Origin of the sequence: Polynucleobacter sp. es-MAR-4, assembly GCF_018882055.1 — a bacterium.
Lineage (GTDB): Bacteria > Pseudomonadota > Gammaproteobacteria > Burkholderiales > Burkholderiaceae > Polynucleobacter.
Map to the genome: position 1 here is coordinate 235,168 of NZ_JACVPF010000002.1, position 22,245 is coordinate 257,412.

Consider the following 22,245-nt stretch of genomic DNA (forward strand, 5'->3'; position numbering starts at 1 on the left):
TTGACCTCAGCGCATTTAGACACTCCCAAAAAAATTGGCATTCTGGGTGGCACTTTTGACCCACCACATCTTGGTCACCTCAAACTGGCTACGCATTTTGCAAAGGTATTGCATCTCGATGCCCTACTCCTTATCCCTAGCGGCGAACCTTGGCAAAAAGACCCGGACATAACATCCGCACAAATTCGTCTGCAACTCACTGAAGCGGCCGGTATTGATCTTGCTCGAGCATTTCTCTATTTAAAAATACCGACTCAAATTGGGATTGATCGCATTGAAATTGATAGGGCGGGGCCGAGCTACGCCATTGATACTGCCAAAGCACTGCGAGATCGCTTTGGCCCTCTCGTCAGCTTGACTTGGTTAATGGGGGCTGACTCCCTCTTAAACATCCCCTCCTGGAACTCGTGGGATCAATTGCTTCATTTTGTGAATTTTGCAGTGGCCAGTAGACCCCACCATGAACTTTCCACAGAAATGAGCCCTGAAATTCAGGCTTTATTGGAAAAATATCAGTCTATTGATGCAAGCAGCCTTGAAAAAAGCCCATTTGGCCGCATCTATCTAGATAACAGTCTTTCAGTAGATCTTTCATCAACCGAGCTTCGAGCCCAGCTTAAAAGCACCTCTCGTAGCGCTATTGCTTCCGAGCATATTCCGTCTCACGCTTTGGAAATCATTACAAATCTGGGTCTGTACAAATAATCAGGCTAAGATCACCCCTATATTCAAAAATCTCAGAAAAATATTAAAGAAACTATGGACTTAACAAAATTACAACGTGTCGTGATCGATGCCCTAGAAGACGTCAAGGCACAAGATATTCGTGTTTATGACACGACCAAATTGAGCGAGCTATTTGATCGCGTGATCATTGCCACCGGTACCTCTAATCGTCAAACTCGATCTTTAGCCATGTCGGTTAAAGAGGCTGTCAACGCCAAAGGTGGTGAAGTGATCTCCGTCGAAGGCTTGGAGACTGGTGAATGGGTACTCGTCGACTGCGGCGATATCGTGGTTCATATTCTGCAACCTGCATTGCGCGCGTACTACCAGCTTGAAGGTATGTGGGGTGCTAAGCCTGTTCGCGTCAAATTAGCGGCAGACAAAGGTCTTGTGAAAGCAAGCGAACCCGACGACGAAGATTAATGCTTTAGCAATGCGTCTAACGATTGTTTCTGTTGGTCACAAAATGCCAGAATGGGTTGCAACTGCAACCCATGATTACATTAAGCGCATGCCCGCAGACTGCAGTATCGAAATCAAAGAGATTAAGCCTGATCTCACACCAGCTAAAGAGGCAATCAAGATTGCGGCAGCCATTCCGAAGGGCTCTCGCGTTATTGCGCTGGATGAGCGAGGAAAAGATCACACTACTCAAAATCTAGCCACTCAGCTAGCAAGCTGGCGACAGGAGGGTTTTGATATCACCTTCCTAATTGGTGGCGCCGATGGGCTTGATCCAAGTCTCAAAGAAGGCGCTCAAGGGATGTGGCGCCTCTCAAGCCTCACGCTACCCCATGCTATGGCAAGAGTCTTGCTAGTTGAGCAGCTCTATCGAGCTTGGACCATTTTGCAAGGCCACCCTTATCACCGCGAGTAAGTCATTCATGTTTTCTTATATTTACCTTGCCTCACAAAGTCCACGTCGCCAAGAGTTACTCAAACAGATTGGCGTCCAGTTTGAAATGTTGATCGCAGCACCGGGTGAAGATACAGAAACTCTTGAGGCACCCCTACCCCATGAACGAGCCCGTGATTATGTTGAGCGGGTCACTTTTGCCAAAAGTGCTGTTGCATTAGCCAGATGGCAAAACAGCGGTAAACCGTGGGCACCCATTTTGTGTGCAGATACCACTGTCAGCTTGCCCGGCAGCTCAGCTGGCGAGATTCTGGGAAAGCCGAATGATGCTGCTGATGCTGAACGCATTCTCAAAATGCTCAGCGGCAAAGTGCATGAAGTACTCACCGCGGTTGTACTCACAATTGATCCCAAAACAAACCCTCTTTGCTTGGTGCAGGTTTCTGAAGTGGAATTTGCCCACTTAACTCAAACCCAGATTGATAATTACATTCAGAGTGGTGAGCCCTTTGGTAAGGCTGGCGCATATGGCATTCAAGGCTTGGGAGGGGCTTTTATTCCCTCAATTAAAGGCAGCTATAGCGGTATCATGGGATTACCTATTTTCGAAGTTAACCAATTATTAGATTTCGCTAAAGTTGCCCGTATATGAATGAAGAAATCCTAATCAACATCACCCCACAGGAAACACGGGTGGCATTAATTCAGCAAGGGGCTGTTCAAGAGCTTCAGATTGAGCGTACGCGTCAACGCGGCATCGTTGGCAATATCTATTTGGCTAAAGTGGTAAGAGTACTGCCGGGCATGCAATCTGCCTTCATTGAGATCGGCTTAGAGCGCACTGCATTTATGCATGTTGCTGATATCACCCAAAACAATCCTCAGGCGCAAATCGAGAAACTCCTTTTTGAGGGACAAAATGTTCTAGTGCAGGTCCTGAAGGATCCCCTAGGAACAAAAGGCGCACGTCTCACCACTCAACTGAGTATTGCTGGCCGCAATTTAGTTTACCTACCGCCAGCCGGGACAGATGCAGCTACTGAAAAATATATTGGCGTATCGCAAAGAATTGACCAACCTGAAGAGCGCGAGGCAATCAAGGCGCGCCTTGCAGGACTCATGCCTGTGGATGAAAAAGGTGGAATCATTGTGCGCACCAGCGCGCAAGATGCTAGCGATACTGAGCTCGAGCACGATATGCATTACCTACGGACCACTTGGGAAAAAATTCGGGAAGCTGTAAATCACAAGGCCGCCCCTAGCTTGCTTTACCAGGATCTCAGTCTAGCTGAACGTGTATTGCGTGACGTTGCTGGTGAAGAAACCACTCAAATTCGAGTCGATTCGGCTGAAAACTTTGAAAAGCTCAAAGGATTCGCCACCTTGTATATGCCCAATCTCTTGGACAAACTCACACTGCATCGCGGTGAGCGCGCCCTCTTTGATTTATTTGATGTGGATGCTGAAATCAATAAGGCACTTGGTAGAAGGGTTGATCTCAAGTCCGGCGGCTATCTCATGATTGACCAAACTGAGTCGATGACTACGATTGATGTCAACACCGGAAGTTATGTAGGCGCACGCAATCTCGATGACACCGTATTTAAAACCAATCTTGAAGCTGCTCAGGCGATTGCTCGTCAACTCCGCTTACGCAATCTTGGCGGCATCATCATCATTGATTTTATTGATATGTTAAGCAAAGACCATCAAGAGTCTGTTTTGCACGAGCTCAATCGCAATTTAGAGCGGGATCATGCCCGTACTTCGGTGAGCGAGTTTTCCTCGCTAGGCCTAGTGGAGATGACGCGTAAACGTACTCGAGAATCCCTTGCTCACATCACTTGCGAGCCTTGTGCTACGTGCCAAGGTAAGGGTGAAGTCAAAACCGCTCAGACTATTTGCTATGAGATTTTGCGGGAGATTGTGCGTGAACATCGCCAATTTAATCCTCGAGAATTTAGGATTGTTGCTGCACCGGATGTGATTGATCTTTTTCTTGAAGAAGAAAACCAATTCTTGGCACAGTTGGGCGACTTTATTAGCAAGCCTATCAAACTACAAGCTGAAGGTAGTTTCCGACAAGAGCAATACGATATCGTTCTCAGTTAATCGCTGATTAAGCGTTTGAGAACTGAATGCGGTGCAGATTGGCGTACAAGCCATCTTTGGCAATCAACTCTTCATGTGAGCCATTCTCAATCACATGACCATGCTCTAGCACCACAATTCGATTGGCATGCTCAATAGTTGAAAGACGATGAGCAATCACCAGAGTGGTTCTACCCGCCATCAAGCGCTCTAAAGCATCTTGAACTTGACGCTCTGACTCGGAGTCAAGCGCTGAAGTTGCTTCATCCAAAATCAAAATAGGCGCATCCTTGTAAATCGCTCTCGCAATTGCTAAACGTTGACGCTGACCACCAGATAGGCGATTACCGTTATCGCCAATTTGCGCATCAATTCCTTCCGGCATTTCTTTTATGAGTGAAGATAGGTTTGCCGCCTCAAGCGCCTCCATCACGCGCCCACGATCAACGCCTTCTGGGCCGACTGCACCATATGCTACGTTGGCCGCAATACTGTCGTTAAACAAAATGACATCTTGGCTCACAAAAGCAATTTGTTTACGCACATCCGCAAGAACAATGTTTTCAAGCGGGATGTCATCCAAGAAGATTTGTCCGCTTGTCGGCTTAAAGAAGCGAGGCAATAAATTGACCAGCGTTGATTTCCCACCGCCAGAGGGCCCGACAAAAGCAACCACTTCACCTGGCTTGATATTTAAGTTCACTCCAGTGAGGGCATCTTTACGCCCAACCTCTTGCTGGTAAGAGAAGCCAACATCTTCAAATCGAATTCCGCCCTTAGCCTTACCTAAAGACTTCATATTCTCCTTACGGGACTCATCCTCTTCAAAAGGCTGATCCATAAGAGCGAAAATCATCTCTGCTGCAGTTAATCCACGCTGCAAGGGCTGGTTAATATCGGCCAAATGTTTAATCGGTGAAATCACCAACATCATGGCAGTAATAAAAGAGGCGAAGCCACCGACTGTAGTCCCTTCTGAAGCTGACTGCATCAAGGCAATGACCAAGACGAGTGATAGCGCCATAGAGGCTATGAGTTGAGTGATCGGCTGATTTAAGCCTCCAGCTACCGCCGATTTCAAGGCAAATTGACGCAGGCGATCCGCTTTTTCCATAAAGCGACGCATCTCGTACTCTTCTGCTCCATGCACCTTCACAATCTTGTACCCAGCCGCTGATTCTTCAACGATATAGGCTAACTCGCTAGTCAGAGTCTGTTGCTCACGATTTAAAGATCGCAGACGCTTGTTGATTTTGCTCATGATGAAGGCAATGATCGGGAAGATCACCAACACCACTAAAGTCAGCTGCCAATTCAAATAAATGAGATAACCAATTAAGCCCACCACAGTAAGCGAATCTCGCACCAGGCTAATCAACATACCGCCCATGATGGAGAGGACGTTATTTACCTCAAAAACAACTGCGTTAATTAAATTCGATGCAGAGTTCTTCTGAAAAAAAGTAGTTGATGCATTTAATAGTGTTTGGAACATCTGCTGACGCAATTTCAGCAAAACTGAATTAATGACACGAGTGAGCAAATAATTCGATAGAAACTGAGCCAAACTTCGAACAAAAGCTAAGCCCACCAAGAAAACTGGCACCTGCCACAGCTTGTCATTCATTTGCCCGGTAAAACCGCGATCCAATAATGGCTTCATGAGGGCGGGAATAGAGGTTTCGGCGCCAGCAACTATCGCCATAGCCAATAAAGAGCCAATAATTAAGCCAATATGGGGCTTGAGGTACTGAATTAAGCGATTTAGGGCGGTACGGTCTTGAGCATTCATATAATGAATTATGCCCACCTTATCCGTCATACTCATCACTCGTAATGAAGAGGCCAATTTGGCCGACTGTTTGGCCTCTCTGGACGGGATTGCCCAGCAAATCGTGGTGGTGGACACCAACAGCTCAGATCGCACTCTAGAAATCGCTAAAAACCATGGGGCGGTCATTAGCCAGCCAGCAGATTGGCCTGGTTTTGGACCCCAAAAGAACCGCGCACTTGATCTGGCAACTAGTGAATGGGTGCTATCCCTGGATGCCGATGAGCGCCTCACCCCAGCCCTCAGAAATGAAATTCTGACGGCAATGCATCATTCGGCCCATGTCGACTGTTTTGCCATTCCACGCCTATCCTGGTATTGCGGTCGCTTTATTCGCCACTCAGGCTGGAGCCCAGATTATGTTGATCGATTATTCAAACGTGGCACAGCTCGCTTTTCGGATGACCTAGTTCATGAGCGTCTGATCCCTGCTGGTCAAGTAGCAAAACTCGAGAACCCAATGCTGCACTTCAGCTTTATGAACTATTCACAGGTACTGCAGAAGTTAGATCGGTATTCAACTGCTTCAGCAGAGCAAGCTTTTGCTAAAGGGAAAAAGAGTAGCCCATTAAAAGCAGTACTTCATGGTATCTGGGCTTTTATACGCACCTACTTCATTCGCCTTGGTTTCTTGGATGGCCCCCAGGGTTTTGCATTAGCAATCTCTAATGGTCAAGGAACCTACTATCGCTATATGAAGTTATGGCAACTGCATCAAGAAACTGCACTTCACCAACATCACGGTAAATGATCTCTGTACTTTTAGCGACCTACAACTGGCCGCAAGCCCTCAAACTATGCCTTGAGTCACTTGGCACTCAAACGGATTTAGATTTTGAAATCATCATTGCTGATGATGGCTCAAGTGCAGACACCAAAGATCTCATCACCGCTACTCAGGCTCGTTTCCCAGTAAAAATAGTGCATCTCTGGCAAGAGGATCAGGGTTTTCGTAAGACCCGCATCCTAAACCAAGCCATAGCAGCATCCGCCGGTGAATATTTGGTATTTCTCGATGGCGATTGTATTGTTCAACCAGACTTTATCGCCCAACATCGAACACTATCTCAGGCTAAGCACTTGGTTACAGGTAGTCGCGTCCTACTCAATCAAGAGCTCAGCAAAGAATTGCTTTCATGGTCGCATTGGGATTTCAAAAAATTTATCAGTAAGTTGTTGAGCTATCGACTTTCTGGCGGTATCAACAAATATTGGCCTCTCAAGATGAAGCTAGGGAATGGCGCCTGGCGCGATTACAAGAAATTTGTGTGGCGCCGTATTAAGGGGTGCAATATGGCCTGCTGGAAGTCAGATGCCCTTGCTATTGGCGGCTTTGATGAGTCCATGACTGGTTGGGGGCACGAGGATGCGGACTTTGTTTTCAGGCTGCAGAACAGGGGCTTGATTCGCAAATCTGGATCATGGTCTACCGAAGTGCTTCACCTCTATCATCGCATTAACGACCAGTCCAATGCTGCTGAAAATGCGCGTCGTGTACGTGAAAAAATTCTAGCTAAAGCTCAGTAGGATTGAGTTACATTAGCCCCATGACTGCATTTTCAGCACTAAAACCTAAAAAAGTTTTATTTATTGCGACTCGCCAAATTGGGGATGTCCTTGTTACTACACCGCTAATTTCACAAGCGCGTGAACTCTGGCCTGATGCTGAATTTCACTTCCTGGGTTACCGTGGAAAACTCGAGATGCTCAAGGGCAATCCTGATATTGCGCAGACAATCGAAACTTCAGACCGTCCTAAACTAAAAGAATATCTCTCCTTATTTTTCAAGCTCTTTCAACGTTACGATCTCGCGGTAGTTACACAACCTAGCGATCGCGCTTACTTCTATGGCTTAGCGGCGGCCCATCAGCGAGTGGGCGTATTAGGCGGTCACCCTCAAGGCCTCACAGAGCAAGATAAAAATAAAAGAACTAAAAGCGATAAACAAAATGCCTGGAAAAAAGCAATCTGCTTACATACAGTTGATATAGATTATTTCGCACAACATGTGATCGCCGAAAAGCTTCGCTTGCTTGAGATCTTTTATAAGAATCCAGCGGACTTATTTAAAAAATCAATCTCGGTTACCGCTCCTGCTGGTGATCCGATTGCCCCCAGTATTGCGGGTCAACTTCACGCACCCTATGTGGTGGTCCATCCTGGACCTCTAACCGCTTATAAACGCTGGCCTCTAGCTTATTGGCAAACCTTGCTGACATGGATTACAAAGCAAGGTTGGCAAGTGGTGCTTAGCGCATCACCGGCTAAGCAAGATCTGCAGCTCAATAAGGACATTCTTTCCTTGCTGGATGAAGAGACACGTAGTCATGTAGTTGATACGGCTGGCTTACTGCCTATCTCACAAGCGGGCACACTGATTCGTGGCGCAATTGCCTATGTTGGAGTGGATACGTCGATCACCCATCTTGCAGCAGCATGCAATACGCCCACCATTGCCTTATTTGGCCCAACACCGCCTACCAACTTTGGGCCATGGCCTAATGGCTTTATTGGCGAACAGCCCTATCAATTGAGAGCACGCTCACAAACCGTTGGCAATGTCACCATCTTGCAAGGGCCCGGTGAATGCGTTCCCTGCCGTAAAGCAGGCTGCGAAGACCGTGCAAGTAGTAATAGCGAATGCTTAGATCACTTAGAACCAAATCAGGTGATTGCAGCGCTTCAAGCTGCTACAAATAAATAACTTACTCTGGGTAGTTTTGCAGCCACTGATTTAGTGATACTGAACCTGAACAGTATTGGATTGCTTAGCAGCCAAAATTTGATTCAAGCCATGCAAGCAAGCATCATCGGGATAGATGCGCAATTCTTCTGGGAATTGCATTAGACAAGCTCCACCACTAGTAGTGACAGCAGCCGTGAGCATTAAACCTTTTAAACCCTCGCTAGCGCTTGGTATAGAAGCTGCTGCAGGTCCCAGCTTAGGGTCTCGTACGCGATTACTCATCAAGTAAGGTCCAATTTGACTGCGCAAGGATTTGAGATCAATTGCGGAATCAATGGATAAGTGAACGTTACGTGCAAATCGCATGCGGGCGCCAGTGATATCCATCACCGCCTCAGACACGATACGCATCCCACCAGAAAACTTATCGGGCGTGACGTTTACCTTGGCTACCAGCAACTCATCCTCTTTAAGCCACGAACGATTGGGTTCGTAGACCTCGCTATACAGAGTGACCTCAATTGCAGCAGTTCCATCATCAATCGTTGCAATCATCATGCGACCACGCTGCCCTGTCAGCATCCGCGCAGAAGTAATGATGCCGGCGATCAACTGATCCTTACCCTCGGTCACTTTAGCTAATGGTTGGCGAATAAAATGTGCTGCCTCATCACGATAAGCATCAAACATATGCCCTGTAAGACAAAGTCCTAGAGCGCTTTTCTCATCTTGCAGACGTTTCTTCTCCGACCACACCGGTTCGCGAACTAACTCGGGTAGATGGCGATCCTCTTCCCCTGCTACCTCAAATAGACTCACTTGATTGATTGAGGCTTCAGCTTGCTCAGCAGCTTCAATTGCCCGTGCAAGTGAAGCCAATAAGGTGGATCGAATATCGTAAGGATTGCCACCTGCGGGAATAGAGTCTTTATACAAACTATCAAAGGCGCCGGCACGCATCAAAGCTTCAATCGCTCGACGGTTCACCTGCCTGCGATCAACGCGCGCACAGAAGTCAAATAAATCTTTAAAAGGTCCGCCAGCTTCGCGCGCTTTCACAATCACTTCAATTGCTGCTTCACCCGTACCCCTTACAGCACCTAAACCATATCGAATATGGCTAATTGGTGAATCTGGAGCTGCATCTGGCGCACGCAATGGTGTGAATACATAAACGCCAGTATTGATATCTGGTGAGAACACGCGAATATTATTTGCCAAACAATCGTCATACAGAATCTTCACCTTATCGGTGTCATCCATGGCAAGCGATAAGTTGGCCGCCATAAATTCAGCAGGGTAATAGGCTTTTAACCAGGCAGTTTGATATGCCAAGAGCGCGTAAGCAGCAGCATGAGATTTATTAAATCCATAGCCCGCAAAGCGTTCCATCAAATCATAAATCTCGTTAGCTTTGCCTTCAGTAATACCACCTGCTTTTGCACCATCACTAAAAATCTTACGATGCTGCGCCATCTCTTCGGGCTTTTTCTTGCCCATCGCGCGACGCAACATATCTGCGCCACCGAGTGAGTAGCCGCCGATCATCTGCGCCATCTGCATCACCTGCTCTTGATAGACCATAATGCCGTAGGTCTCTTGCAGAACCGGCTCAATACGTGGATCTGGATACTCTACTTTTTGACGGCCATGCTTACGCTCAATAAAGTCCGGGATCAAATCCATTGGGCCAGGACGGTAGAGTGCCACGAGCGCAATAATATCTTCGAAGCGGTCAGGCTTAGCTTCACGAAGCATGCCTTGCATGCCGCGACTTTCTAGCTGGAAGACGGCAACTGTATTGGCATTTTTTAAGACTTCAAAAGCTTTTTCATCATCGAGCGGAATTTCACCGATATTCCAGTTTTTGCGATCAGCGTGTAGCGTCTTAATCCACTTTTCAGCCGCTGCCAAAATCGTCAGTGTGGTTAGACCCAAGAAGTCAAACTTGACTAAGCCGATTGCCTCGACGTCATCTTTATCAAACTGACTGATGACCGAGCCACTCTCTTGATCCTTAGAATCTTTTGCCTCCTGCGTGTAAAGCGGACAGAAGTCAGTTAAACGGCCAGGAGCAATCAACACACCGCCCGCGTGCATACCGACGTTACGGGTCATGCCTTCTAACTGTTGCGCCAAAGATAAGAGTTGGCGCACTTCATCTTCATTCTTTTCGCGCTCGCCTAATTGCTTTTCTTCCTTCTTCGCCATTTCAATCGTCATGTACTGACCTGGCTTATTCGGAATCAACTTGGCAATACCGTCCACGAAGTTATAGCCCTGCTCCAACACACGGCCCACGTCACGAATCGCAGCCCTGGCAGCCATCGTTCCAAAGGTGGCGATTTGACTGACCGCATCTTTTCCGTATTTATCTTTTACGTACTGAATGACACGGTCGCGCCCATGCTGACAGAAGTCGATATCGAAGTCGGGCATGGATACCCGCTCAGGATTTAAGAAGCGCTCAAAGAGTAAGTTGTAGCGCAATGGATCCAGGTCAGTAATACCAAGCGAGTAAGCAACTAAAGAGCCTGCTCCAGATCCACGACCTGGGCCTACTGGTACGCCATTGTTTTTTGCCCAGTTAATGAAGTCCGCAACAATCAGGAAGTAGCCCGGGAAACCCATTTGAGCAATTGTCTTGACCTCAAAAACTAGGCGCTCATGATAGCGAGCCTCTTCCTTGGCACGCTCTTCTGGATCAGGGAAGTTGCGCTCCATATGGCGCTTCAAACCAATCTCTGATTGCTGTAACAAATAATCGTCGAGCGTAATACCAGGCGGCGTTGGGAAATCCGGCAAGCGTGGCTGGCCCAATGTTAAGGAAAGATTGCATCGCTTGGCAATCTCTACTGAATTAGCCAATGCAACAGGTAAATCTGCAAAACGCTTTTCCATCTCCTCTTGAGATAAGAAATATTGCTCTTCATTAAATTTTTTGGTGCGGCGGGGATTGCCTAAGAGCTCGCCCTCTGCAATACACACACGCGCCTCATGGGCCGTGAAATCACTTCGCTGCATAAACTGCACAGGATGCGTAGCAACAATAGGCAAATCCAATTCGCTAGCCAGATGGCAGGCCAGCTGAAGTTGCTTCTCATCCTGAGGATGGCCGCCTCGCTGCACCTCAATGTAAAAAGCATTAGGGAATAATGTTGCCCAACGCTGAGCAGCTTCTTTAGCCTGCTCTTCCTGACCGGCCAGTAGGGCAGCACCAACATCACCCCAGCGGCCACTCGAGAGTGCAATTAATCCATAGGCAAGCGTTCTTTTTGCGGCTTTATCTTCCGCTTTAGAGGCTGGCTCACTAAACCACTTGATATCCACCTCCGCTCGACCACGAGATTGATTCTCTAGAGAGGCCTTGCTTAACAGCTGACACAGGTTGAGATAACCGGAGTGGTTCTGAACCAAGAGCAATAAACGATGGGGTTGATCTGGGTCTTGGGGGTTGCTCACCCAAACATCCGCGCCCGCAATAGGCTTAATTCCACCAGATCGTGCGGCACTATAAAACCGGACTAGGCCAAATAAATTACTTAAATCGGTGAGCGCCAGCGCTCCCATACCATCTTTTTCAGCGGCAGCTACCGCATCATCAATGCGAACGACGCCATCCGTAATTGAAAACTCGGAATGGACGCGCAGATGAACAAAACGGGGTGAAGCCATGAGATCATTTTAGCTGTGCCGAATTTCAAAAACCCCTCATCCCCAGCTGACGGCTATCGCGGGCGATTTGCCCCCTCGCCCACCGGTCCGCTTCATGCAGGATCCCTAGTTGCCGCCTTAGGGAGCTGGTTAGATGCCCGCAAAAATCAAGGGCAATGGATACTCAGAATCGAGGATTTAGATACCCCCCGCTGTATTTCTGGGGCGGATCAAGAAATCATGCGCCAATTGCTAGCCTGTGGACTCTCATGGGACGAAGAGCCAACCTGGCAATCCAAGCATCAAGAGCGCTATAAAAAGGCCTTAGAGCGCTTAAATGAGCTTCAAACCACCTATCCCTGCACCTGCTCTCGGCAAAGCATTGCAAGTGCCTTGGAGGCTCGTGGCGTGATCACGGATCGAAATCAGGAAATGGTCTACCCAGGGACCTGTAGACCCCAAGAAATACCTTCATATGGGAATCAAAATACCCCCTCAACCGAAGTGGCCTGGAGACTCGCCCTGCCCCCGGATCTCACCCTTCATTTCCAAGATCTCGCCCTAGGCAAACAAAGTCAGAATCTCAATCGAGAAGTGGGTGATTTTGTACTACGGCGTCGAGACGGCATATTTACTTATCAACTTGCCGTAGTGGTCGATGATGCCGAGCAAGGAATAACGCACATTGTGCGTGGCGCAGATTTACTGAACAACACAGCACGACAAATTCATCTTCAAGATGTTTTGGGATATTCAACGCCGAACTATTTACACCTGCCCCTGGTGCTGGATGAGTATGGTGAAAAACTCAGCAAGCAAACTCTAGCGAGCGCTATTCACACTGAGAATGCACAACAGGCTTTACAGGAGTTACGTAAAGCAGCAGAACATTTAGGATTGAGAGATCTTCCGGATGGAAAAGATACTTCGATTGCTGAGTGGCTTTTAGCTGCCACCCAGGCTTGGAATAGAAAAATTATTTCTTCTTAAAACCACCAAGTAAAGCGCCAACAGCCGGTCTTGCAGGAGTGATGCCGACTTTTTTCTCTTCAGGATTTGTAGTTTCTGAGGATGACTTAGTTACGGCACTTGGCTCGTAAGGCTTGTAGAAAAATGGATCTGACATTTTGGCTGGTGCATCTGATCTTGATGAGCTTCTGCTCGGTACAGAGCTAGGACTACCCTCAGGCAATGGCTGAATATCTAGCTTGCGCTTCATCAACTTTTCGATATCGTCGAGTAAGCGTTTTTCACTGGCATCAACCAATGCAATCGCATCACCCTTGCTACCTGCACGACCCGTGCGACCAATACGGTGAATAAAGTCTTCCGCATTAAACGGCAACTCGTGATTAATCACGCAAGGCATTGATGGAATATCCAAGCCACGTGCAGCTACATCGGTTGCAACTAGAGCCTCAATCGCGCCAGACTTAAATGCATCCAAAGTCAGAGTACGCTCACCCTGACTCTTATCACCATGAATAGCTCCAGCCTTAATACCGTCGCGCTCTAAGGAGCGAGCCAATCGAGCACAGCCCAAACGGCTATTAGTAAAGATGATGCACTGACGAGATAAGCCTTGACGCGTACGTGCTTCAAGCACTTTCACAATCGCACGTTGCTTGTCCGCACTAGACACCATATGCACCACTTGCTTGACGGTATCTGCAGCCGCATTTTGGCGCGCTACCTCAACCGTAACTGGCGTACGTAAATAACTTTGCGCCAATTTCTTAATCTCTGGTGAGAACGTTGCTGAGAACAAGAGTGTTTGACGCTGCGCTGGAATCAAATCAATAATGCGCTGCAAGTCAGGCAGGAAGCCCATATCCAGCATGCGATCCGCTTCATCTAAAACTAGGATTTCTACTTGAGAAAGGTTGGCTACCTTAGAACCAATATGGTCAAGCAAGCGCCCAGGAGTAGCAATCAAAATTTCTACGCCGCCACGCAATGTAGCAACTTGCTCCTTCATATCCACACCGCCATAAACAACGGCAGCACGCAAATCAGTATGTTTTGAGTAGCTCGCAGCATTCTCAGCAACCTGAACAGCCAACTCGCGTGTCGGCGTTAACACTAAGGCACGAATTGGATGGCGAGCAGGTGAAGCACTGCTACTCGCATGACGCAGAATCTTTTGAATAATTGGCAGGACAAAAGCAGCTGTCTTGCCAGTGCCAGTTTGGGCCGCACCCATCAAATCACTACCCGCCAAAACGTGCGGAATAGATTGCGCTTGAATCGGAGTTGGGGTGTTGTAACCCTGCTCAGATACCGCTTTTTGAATCTTTGGATCTAAGCCAAAGTCAGCAAAGGTAATTGTTGCCGGGGTGGCGCTACTCTCAGTGGCGCCGGTAGGGGAATTTATTTCAGGAACAGTATTTGTCAAGGTAACTTACAGAATGGCTGCAATGCCGGCCTTCGCGGTTTCGGCATCCTCAGTCGATTTAACGCCGGAAACGCCGACTGCGCCGATGGTAAACCCATTTACCTCGATATTGACGCCACCTTCCAACATGCCCGAAATATGTGGGGCAGATAAAAAGGAAATACGTCCGTTATTAATAATTTCTTCGTAGACACGGCTCTCACGTTTACCCATTGCAGCAGTACGCGCTTTTTCTTGAGCGATGTAAGCAGAGACAGGAGCGCAACCATCGCGACGAGTTAAACCCAATACATGTCCACCATCATCACAAACAGCGATAGTCACGGCCCAGTTATTTTTAGCTGCATGCTGATCAGCCGCAGTCAAAATCTTTTGCACATCTGCTTGAGTTAAATATGGTTTAGTTGCCAACATGTGAAATCTTTCTGTCTCGAATATGTTTTATTTGATGAAAGTACTATCTATATAAGTACTTGAATTATAAGGGGTGTTAGCCGATTGATTTACCGGCTGACACCCCATTTACACCCAACTTACTGATTATTTTAGGAATTCTTGGGCTGCAACAACACCACTTGCCTTTGGCTTGTAACCCATCGCACCCAAACTCATCTCTACCCCACTGAGGGCGGCCATCAGACTGAGTTCATTGCAATCGCCTAAATGACCAATACGGAAAGCCTTGCCTTTGATTTTTCCAAGGCCCGTGCCCAGAGATAAATTGAACTTTTCGAGCGCATGCTTACGCAGCACATCAGCATCCATGCCTTCGGGCGTAGCAATGCAGGTGAGCACCGGAGAGTAGCAATCTTTATCTAGGCACTGGATTTCTAAGCCCCACGCATTAACCGCTTCACGGCAAGCTGCCGCTAAACGTTGATGACGAGCAAAAATTGTATCTAGACCTTCTGCCATCATCATGTCGATCGCTTCATGCAAGCCATACATGAGATTGGTGCTTGGAGTCGTTGGCCAATAACCAGTTTTATTCGACTCCAGGATCTCATCCCAAGCCCAGTAAGCCTTAGACATCTTGTTAGCTTTGCTCACTTCAATTGCTCTAGCTGACAAAGCATTAAAGCCAATACCGGGAGGCAACATCAGGCCTTTTTGTGATCCCGATACAGTGACGTCGGCACCCCATTTGTCATGCTCATAGTCTGCAGAGCCCAAGCCTGAAACGGTATCCACCAACAGTAGCGCTGGGTGCTTGAGGGAATCAATGGCTTTACGAACTGCTGCGATATTTGAAGTTACACCTGTAGAAGTTTCGTTGTGGACCACGCAAACCGCTTTGATTTCATGGCCAGTATCTTTGCGTAAACGCTCTTCGATTACAGAAGCATCAACACCCCAACGCCAAGTATCTTGGCCAGGCTTAGTTACCACCTCAACATCCAGACCAAGGCGTTTACCTAAAGCACGCCACAAATTTGCAAACTGACCGGTTTCATAAAAGAGCACCTTGTCACCAGGGTTGAGGACGTTGACCAAAGCACCTTCCCACGAGCCTGTTCCGGAAGCGGAATAAATAATCACTGGTTGCTCAGTCTTAAAAATCTTCTTAATACCCTGCAAGACCTTGAGACCAAATTCACCGAATTCGGGTCCGCGGTGATCAATCGTTTGGTAACTGATTGCACGCAGAATGCGTGATGGCACTGGGCTTGGTCCCGGAATATGTAAAAAATGACGTCCTGAGAGGTGGTTATCTAGTTTTAGCATGCTGAGTCTCACTTGGTTTTTGTAGTTAATCTTGCCGGCCAGTGTAAGACACTTTTTGGCAATTTACAATTTTGTATGCAAAATATTTATGGAATATGTAAAAAATAAGCCTTTTATTGCGTTATTTATGGCTATTGATGGTTTATAGTGAATATGTATACAAAATTAAGACATTTCAAATGATGCTCACAACGCCAGCAAACACGCAAAACTTGCATGAAGCTACCTTCCTAAAGCTCAGAGCCCTATTAGTAGAGGGCGCCATTACGCCAGGAAGCAAACTGAATGAACGTGAGTTAGCAGAGCAACTCAATGTCTCGCGCACTCCAATCCGCGAGGCAATACGACGCTTAGCAGCCGATGGCTTGGTTGAGCTGATTGCCAACCGTGGAGCTATCGCAGTTCAACTGACTCGTGATGACATCCTTCACACCTTTGATGTGATTGCAAACTTAGAGGGCTACTCTGGAGAATTGGCGGCGCAGAACATTAGCGATCAAGCACTCATCGAACTCGAGGCACTTCAATATGAAATGATGGCCTCATATGCACGCAGAGATCTCTCGAGCTACTACCGACTCAATCTCAAAATTCATCAAGCTATTAATCAAGCAGCCAATAACCCCGTCTTAAGCCAGTTATTTACCCAGGTTAACGCTCGCATAGAAGCACTACGCTTTAGGTCCAATCAAGATGGCGTGAAATGGGAGAAGGCTGTCGGTGAACATCAAGAAATGTTAGATGCATTAAAGGCTCGCGACAGTGCGCGCATGCGCAAAGTCATGATGCAGCACGTCATGAATAAACGTGATGTAGTTATCCAATTAGTTGACTCAGAATCCAAACAGAAAGTTGCAGCATGAACAAGCCACTCGATTTACCACTTCCAGAATTCGTTGCCAACAAAGCCGAGTTAGCCAAGCGCCTCAGACAAGAAACCTCCGGCGAAGTGATGACGGACTTGGCCAGTCGTGGACGTTATGCAACCGATGCATCCATTTATCAAGCTATGCCTGTTGCTGTCTTTGTTCCTAAAACTGCTGAAGACATTGCTACAGCAATTCAGATTGCAGCCGACCTGGGTGTACCTGTTTTGCCTCGTGGAGGCGGTACCAGTCAGTGCGGCCAAACTACCGGCACAGCGCTAGTCATCGATAACACCAAATACTTTCGCAAACTCTTGCATGCTGATCCAGAAAAAGCGACCGCAGTGGTTGAACCTGGCATTGTTTTGGATCACCTCAACGCTGCACTAAAGCCGCATGGCCTTTGGTATCCAGTAGATGTCTCCACCGCTGCACAGGCAACCATCGGCGGCATGGCTGGCAATAACTCTTGCGGTAGCCGCTCTATAGCCTACGGAAACATGGTGCACAACGTGTTAGGTGTTGACGCCTGGCTAGCAAATGGTCAAGTGGCGAGCTTTGGGAATTACGCCAATAGCTCTGGCGCAGCAAAACAATTGGGGGGCTTTGTAAAGGGCCTCGCCAATAAACTCCAACCAGAAATTGAAGCGCACTTTCCTAAAGTATTGCGTCGTGTCGCTGGATATAACTTAGATGTATTCCATCCACAAAGTGAGCGCCCATACACACAAGACGGCAGCGTGAATTTGGCACATCTCTTGGTGGGTAGCGAAGGTACGTTGGCGTATTTCAAATCACTTGAGTTGAAGTTGGCGCCATTACCGCAACATAAGGTGCTGGGTGTTGTGAACTTTGCGAGCTTCTTTAAAGCCATGGACAGCGCACAGCATATCGTCAAGCTCGGACCTACTGCAGTTGAATTAGTAGACCGCACCATGATTGACTTAGCGCGTCACAACCCGAGCTTTAAGAAGACCATTGAGACCGCTCTCATTGATGCCAGCGGCCCAACTCCTGAAGCAATCTTATTGGTTGAATTTTCAGGCGAGGCGCATGCACCCTTGCTTGAAAAATTAAAATCTTTGCAAAGTCTCATGGGTGACTTAGGACTTCCAGGCTCCGTAGTTGCAATGCCAGATGCCAGCCCACAAAAGAACTTGTGGGAAGTACGCAAGGCCGGCTTGAATATCATGATGAGCCTCAAAGGTGATGGTAAGCCAGTGAGCTTTATTGAAGACTGCGCAGTCCCCTTAGAGAGTCTTGCTGAATACACCCAAGCGCTCACGGATGTGTTTTCTAAATATGGTTCTCGCGGCACCTGGTATGCACATGCTTCAGTAGGTACGCTTCATGTCCGCCCAATCTTAGATATGCGTCGGGATGGCGCGCAGAAGATGCGTGCAGTAGCCGAAGAGGCATCTGCTTTAGTTCGTAAATATAAAGGTGCCTATAGCGGTGAACATGGGGATGGACTTTGCCGTGGTGAATGGATCTCCTGGCAATTTGGACCAAAAATTACCGAAGCCCTCGCTGAAATCAAGCATGCGTTTGATCCGAATGGATTATTTAATCCCGGCAAGATCATTAATCCACCGAAAATGGATGATGCGAGCAACTTCCGCTTTCCACCAAGCTATAAGGTCATTCCGCTACAACCAGCTTTAGATTGGTCTGCCTGGAACGTACAAAATAACCCCGTCACCGAAGAGACCAGTGCACCTGGTACTGGTGGCGACCCTGCGATGGGCTTAGCTAAAGCTGTTGAGATGTGTAACAACAATGGCCACTGTCGCAAGTTTGATGCAGAAGTAATGTGCCCTAGTTATCGCGTGACTCGTGATGAAAAGCACCTCACCCGTGGTCGCGCTAATACTTTACGTCTCGCACTGTCCAATCAACTGGATATCAAGGACGAAAGTTCGCCCCTCGGCAGTGATGCTATCAAAGAGGTGATGGAACTCTGTGTGAGTTGTAAAGCCTGCCGCCGTGAATGCCCTACTGGCGTTGATATGGCGAAGATGAAGATTGAGTTTTTATCAGCCTATAAAAAACGGGTTGGGCACTCATTACGAGATCTTGCCGTAGCCTATTTACCGAAATATGCACCTATCATTAGCAGCATTCCTGGCTTGCCTGCGCTCCTGAATCTTCGCAACCATATTGCGCCGATTGCCAAACTACAAGAATGGGTCATGGGAATTTCTGCGCAAAGAAGTTTGCCAATCTGGAAAGCAAAAACATTCTGGAGTAATCGGAATGCGATTGCGCCGTATCAATTTACGGCAGCAGAACTGAGCAAGGCTGATGTAAATGGCAATAAGGGTGTAGTCCTGTTAGCCGATACCTTCAATGCCTACTTTGAAGATGAGAACTTGCAAGCGGCACTAGCCGTTCTGAAAGCTGCTGGATATCGCGTGCATATTCCACAGAAGAGTTTGGGTAAACAAAACACTCCAGCAGACTCAAGCAACACCTGCTCTAAAGAGTTCTGCTGTGGTCGCACCTACTTGGCCGCGGGCATGGTAGACAAAGCCAAAGCCAGCTTAGATGAATTAGTAAATCATCTTGCGCCATTTGCTGAGCAAGGCATTCCGATCATTGGTCTCGAGCCATCCTGCCTCTTCACCTTGAAGGATGAAGCCTTAGTCATGGGCTTTGGTGAGCGCGCCATTACTGTAAGTAAGCATGTGCAACTCTTAGAAGAGTTCTTGGCTAGCGAAGCAAGATCTGGCAAGCTTCAACTTCAATTAAAGCCAGCCTCGCGCCCAGTTCTATTTCATGGACATTGCCATCAAAAATCATTTGCCGCTGTTACACCAGCAATGGAACTCTTGAAGTTAATCCCCAATGCAGAGCCTAAGCTCATCGAGTCATCTTGTTGCGGTATGGCAGGTAGCTTTGGTTATGAAGCGGAGCATATTGAAGTGTCAAAGCAAATGGCAGAAGCCAGCCTCTTACCAGCTATACGTAAAGCGCCAGATAGTTGGGTGGTAGCTGATGGGACAAGCTGTCGCCATCAGATTGCCGATGGCACACAAAGGGACGCTGTACATATTGCCAAAATTTTGGCGGCCCACCTCTAAACTAATCCAATAAGTGAATTAATTGGATTAACGCATCACGCCGTAAGCTAGCATCAGCAGAGTTCCAGTCAATAAGGCTGGAACGAGTCGGCGTGTTGGTTTGGAAACCATCACGCCAAGACTAAGAACGCAAATCAGAATCCGAATCCAGACGGGTACAGTTGCCAAAAGGCCAATCGGCATTAAGACCATTCTGACAACCAAAGCTGCGACCATCGCATAAGTTACAGCTGCAAGCCAACGAAAGATTTCGCTCTCTTGGTTAATTTTTTTGGCCAGTAAAACACCAATGGCACGGCAAAAGTAGGTTCCCATTGTGGCGCCAGCTAAAGCAATCCACAAACCCCATCCTTGAAGAGCGGTATTCATCAACCTATTACCCCCGCCTTCTTACGCAACACCTTGCGATCAAATAAATAGGCAGCAGTTCCTGCTACCAAGCCAGTAGTCAGCAAGCTCGTATCGCGATCCAAGATAAAGAAAAATGGGCCCAGTACAAAACCGAGACCAATCGCAATGCGGTTAACCCAAGGTTTCACTTCGGTAAATGTCAGTAAAAAGAATAAAGGGTTAATGAATACCAACCCCAAGGTGATTGCCGGTGGCACCATGCCCGCTAAGAAGTAGCCTAAAACAGTGCCAGGTACGGAGATCAACCAACACAACAAACCAAGACCCATGAAGTAACTCGAGCGATGCTTGGCCTCCATCGACTGAAACTCGCGCATGGAGATTGCCCATGCGGTCATTGCTAAAAGATGAACGGAAGCATAAAGACTGTGATTGCGATCTTTTTCATGCAGCTGAGGAAAGAGTGTCACGGTCATAGTAATGAAACGTGTGGAAGTGAGGGTCACCGCCAAGGCAATAGCAATCACCGATGATCCAGTAATCGCCATCTCCAGCAAAACCACTTGGCCAGGCAGGGCAAACATGAAGAGGCTGGTAGCACTAGTAAACCAAACATCCATGCCATTGGTTTTGCCCATCGCCCCAAATCCAACCATGCCGGCAAATAAGACCATGGCGGGAGCCCCTGCAGCATCCCGAATGCCCGTCCAGAAGGCATCACTACGGTTTTTAAAACGCTGGGCTGCCGAAGCCTCTAGAGCAATTTCGCTAGGGTCTATATAAGGCTGATCGGCAGATGACATGGGTTTATTGTAAGTGAGACGGGATCAAGATTTGCTGGATAGCCTCATAAATCGAGCGCCCACTGAATGTGCTCAGCTACCAGGGTATCAGCCTTAGGTAAAGCGCTTATCAAACCCTCTCGAAGCAAACCTTTGTCTACCTCAGGCACACCACTATCGGTCAAGGCATTCCCCATCGCTACCGCCAAGTTTCTTCGCCAGCGAGAGTAGCCAATACGGCGAATAGCGCTACCCTCGTGACGCCTCTCAAACTCATCCTCAGTCCAAGACCAGAGCTGCAAGAGGCTGGCCCTACCCAAACCATGACGCTCTGCAAAATCTGGCAAGGCTGTACGTTTTGCGAACTTATTCCACGGACAGATGAGCTGGCAGTCATCGCATCCATAAACGCGATTACCCATTGCCTTTCGAAACTCCACTGGAATAGCATCTGGATTTTCAATCGTCAAATAAGAAATGCAGCGTCGAGCATCCAATTGGTAAGGCGCTGTAATTGCCTGCGTTGGACATACCTCGATACAAGACTGGCAGCTTCCACAATGTGATTCTTCTTCTTGGTCAACTGGTAACGGAACATCTACCAAGATTTCACCCAAAAAGAATGTGGATCCAGATTCACGATTGAGCAACAGAGTGTGCTTTCCTCGCCAACCTAAGCCTGCCTTACGGGCTAACTCCACTTCCATTAATGGTGCTGAGTCCGTAAATACGCGATAGCCAAATGAACCAATTTTCTTTTCAATCATTTGCGCAAACTCTTGCAAACGATTGCGCATGACCTTGTGATAGTCGCGTCCCCGCGCATACATTGACACCACCGCTTGAGTTGGCTCCGATAAGCGCTGCCACTCTTGATCAAAATGAACCTCGGGAGATAAGTAGTTCATAGTGACGCAAATTACCCTAACGGTTCCCGGAACTAATAAGCCTGGATCTGAACGTAATTGAGCATGCCTAGCCATATATTCCATTTGGCCGTGCTTACCCTCTGCCAGCCACTGATTGAGACGCTCACTTGCATCGCCCAGATGGGTATCGGTAATACGTAAACCATCAAAACCCAATTGACGTGACTGCTCATCCAGCCATTCGCGCAGATTGGCCTGGTCAAAAGAGCTCAGTGTCGGGGAAGAAGTCATGAGGAATACAGTATGGAGCTTAATAATTGAATAAACTA

The 22,245-nt window shown here is 47.7% G+C and carries 18 protein-coding genes and 1 pseudogene; 11 read left to right on the top strand and 8 right to left on the bottom strand.

Annotation, left to right across the window (positions count from 1 at the left end):
• The 5 genes and pseudogenes from ICN16_RS07255 to rng all read left to right on the top strand — a co-directional run bounded on the left by ICN16_RS07255 (position 1) and on the right by rng (position 3,694).
• On the top strand, positions 1 to 705 hold the full coding sequence (locus tag ICN16_RS07255) for an adenylyltransferase/cytidyltransferase family protein (protein WP_216136127.1): 705 nt from the start codon (positions 1 to 3) through the stop codon (positions 703 to 705).
• Positions 706 to 759: 54 nt separating this feature from the next.
• Positions 760 to 1,146, top strand: a pseudogene (rsfS, locus tag ICN16_RS07260) (ribosome silencing factor); the annotation flags it as partial.
• Positions 1,147 to 1,159: 13 nt separating this feature from the next.
• The gene (gene rlmH, locus ICN16_RS07265) at positions 1,160 to 1,603 is read left to right on the top strand and encodes a 23S rRNA (pseudouridine(1915)-N(3))-methyltransferase RlmH (protein WP_216136129.1); all 444 of its coding nucleotides are present in this window, start codon (positions 1,160 to 1,162) and stop codon (positions 1,601 to 1,603) included.
• 7 nt (positions 1,604 to 1,610) lie between these two features.
• Complete coding sequence (locus tag ICN16_RS07270; protein WP_216136131.1) at positions 1,611 to 2,234, top strand: nucleoside triphosphate pyrophosphatase; 624 nt, start codon at positions 1,611 to 1,613, stop codon at positions 2,232 to 2,234.
• Entirely contained in the window at positions 2,231 to 3,694 is a 1,464-nt protein-coding gene (gene rng, locus ICN16_RS07275; protein WP_216136133.1) for a ribonuclease G, read from the top strand. The genes ICN16_RS07270 and rng overlap by 4 nt, the downstream gene beginning before the upstream one ends.
• A gap of 7 nt (positions 3,695 to 3,701) precedes the next feature.
• On the opposite strand, the gene msbA is transcribed toward rng, so the two are convergent.
• On the bottom strand, positions 3,702 to 5,465 hold the full coding sequence (msbA, locus tag ICN16_RS07280; RefSeq protein ID WP_216136136.1) for a lipid A export permease/ATP-binding protein MsbA: 1,764 nt from the start codon (positions 5,463 to 5,465) through the stop codon (positions 3,702 to 3,704).
• 10 nt (positions 5,466 to 5,475) lie between these two features.
• Between msbA and ICN16_RS07285 the strand changes: the two genes are divergently transcribed.
• The 3 genes from ICN16_RS07285 to ICN16_RS07295 are packed head-to-tail and all read left to right on the top strand — an operon-like array spanning position 5,476 to position 8,209.
• Positions 5,476 to 6,255: a glycosyltransferase family 2 protein gene (locus ICN16_RS07285; RefSeq protein WP_216136138.1), complete on the top strand. Its 780-nt coding sequence runs from the start codon at positions 5,476 to 5,478 to the stop codon at positions 6,253 to 6,255.
• Positions 6,252 to 7,031: a glycosyltransferase family 2 protein gene (locus tag ICN16_RS07290; RefSeq protein ID WP_216136140.1), complete on the top strand. Its 780-nt coding sequence runs from the start codon at positions 6,252 to 6,254 to the stop codon at positions 7,029 to 7,031. The genes ICN16_RS07285 and ICN16_RS07290 overlap by 4 nt, the downstream gene beginning before the upstream one ends.
• 20 nt (positions 7,032 to 7,051) lie before the next feature.
• Positions 7,052 to 8,209: a glycosyltransferase family 9 protein gene (locus ICN16_RS07295; RefSeq protein WP_216136142.1), complete on the top strand. Its 1,158-nt coding sequence runs from the start codon at positions 7,052 to 7,054 to the stop codon at positions 8,207 to 8,209.
• A 30-nt stretch (positions 8,210 to 8,239) separates the two neighbouring features.
• Here the strand turns inward: ICN16_RS07295 and dnaE are convergent, their stop codons facing one another.
• Positions 8,240 to 11,866: a DNA polymerase III subunit alpha gene (dnaE, locus tag ICN16_RS07300; RefSeq protein WP_216136144.1), complete on the bottom strand. Its 3,627-nt coding sequence runs from the start codon at positions 11,864 to 11,866 to the stop codon at positions 8,240 to 8,242.
• A 15-nt stretch (positions 11,867 to 11,881) separates the two neighbouring features.
• Here dnaE and gluQRS point away from each other — a divergent pair, with 15 nt between their 5' ends.
• The gene (gluQRS, locus tag ICN16_RS07305; RefSeq protein ID WP_216136146.1) at positions 11,882 to 12,835 is read left to right on the top strand and encodes a tRNA glutamyl-Q(34) synthetase GluQRS; all 954 of its coding nucleotides are present in this window, start codon (positions 11,882 to 11,884) and stop codon (positions 12,833 to 12,835) included.
• Here the strand turns inward: gluQRS and ICN16_RS07310 are convergent.
• The 3 genes from ICN16_RS07310 to ICN16_RS07320 all read right to left on the bottom strand — a co-directional run bounded on the left by ICN16_RS07310 (position 12,822) and on the right by ICN16_RS07320 (position 15,965).
• Entirely contained in the window at positions 12,822 to 14,240 is a 1,419-nt protein-coding gene (locus ICN16_RS07310; protein WP_216136148.1) for a DEAD/DEAH box helicase, read from the bottom strand. The genes gluQRS and ICN16_RS07310 overlap by 14 nt on opposite strands.
• Positions 14,241 to 14,246: 6 nt before the next feature.
• A complete protein-coding gene (locus ICN16_RS07315; protein ID WP_216136151.1) occupies positions 14,247 to 14,654 on the bottom strand; it encodes a heme-binding protein in 408 nt (135 codons plus the stop codon).
• 126 nt (positions 14,655 to 14,780) lie between these two features.
• Complete coding sequence (locus ICN16_RS07320) at positions 14,781 to 15,965, bottom strand: alanine--glyoxylate aminotransferase family protein (protein WP_216136152.1); 1,185 nt, start codon at positions 15,963 to 15,965, stop codon at positions 14,781 to 14,783.
• Positions 15,966 to 16,144: 179 nt separating this feature from the next.
• Between ICN16_RS07320 and ICN16_RS07325 the strand changes: the two genes are divergently transcribed.
• Together ICN16_RS07325 and ICN16_RS07330 are read left to right on the top strand one after the other, a co-directional pair.
• Positions 16,145 to 16,828: a GntR family transcriptional regulator gene (locus ICN16_RS07325; protein WP_216136154.1), complete on the top strand. Its 684-nt coding sequence runs from the start codon at positions 16,145 to 16,147 to the stop codon at positions 16,826 to 16,828.
• Entirely contained in the window at positions 16,825 to 19,914 is a 3,090-nt protein-coding gene (locus ICN16_RS07330) for an FAD-binding and (Fe-S)-binding domain-containing protein (protein WP_216136155.1), read from the top strand. The genes ICN16_RS07325 and ICN16_RS07330 overlap by 4 nt, the downstream gene beginning before the upstream one ends.
• A 27-nt stretch (positions 19,915 to 19,941) precedes the next feature.
• Here ICN16_RS07330 and ICN16_RS07335 read toward each other — a convergent pair whose 3' ends face one another.
• Genes ICN16_RS07335 through queG form a run of 3 tightly spaced genes read right to left on the bottom strand, consistent with a single transcriptional unit; the run spans position 19,942 to position 22,207 of the window.
• Entirely contained in the window at positions 19,942 to 20,283 is a 342-nt protein-coding gene (locus ICN16_RS07335) for an AzlD domain-containing protein (protein WP_216136156.1), read from the bottom strand.
• Positions 20,283 to 21,068, bottom strand: a complete 786-nt coding sequence (locus ICN16_RS07340; protein WP_216136157.1) for an AzlC family ABC transporter permease — start codon at positions 21,066 to 21,068, stop codon at positions 20,283 to 20,285. Before ICN16_RS07340 ends, ICN16_RS07335 begins: the two co-directional genes overlap by 1 nt.
• 44 nt (positions 21,069 to 21,112) lie before the next feature.
• On the bottom strand, positions 21,113 to 22,207 hold the full coding sequence (queG, locus tag ICN16_RS07345) for a tRNA epoxyqueuosine(34) reductase QueG (protein WP_216136158.1): 1,095 nt from the start codon (positions 22,205 to 22,207) through the stop codon (positions 21,113 to 21,115).
• Positions 22,208 to 22,245: the final 38 nt, after the last annotated feature.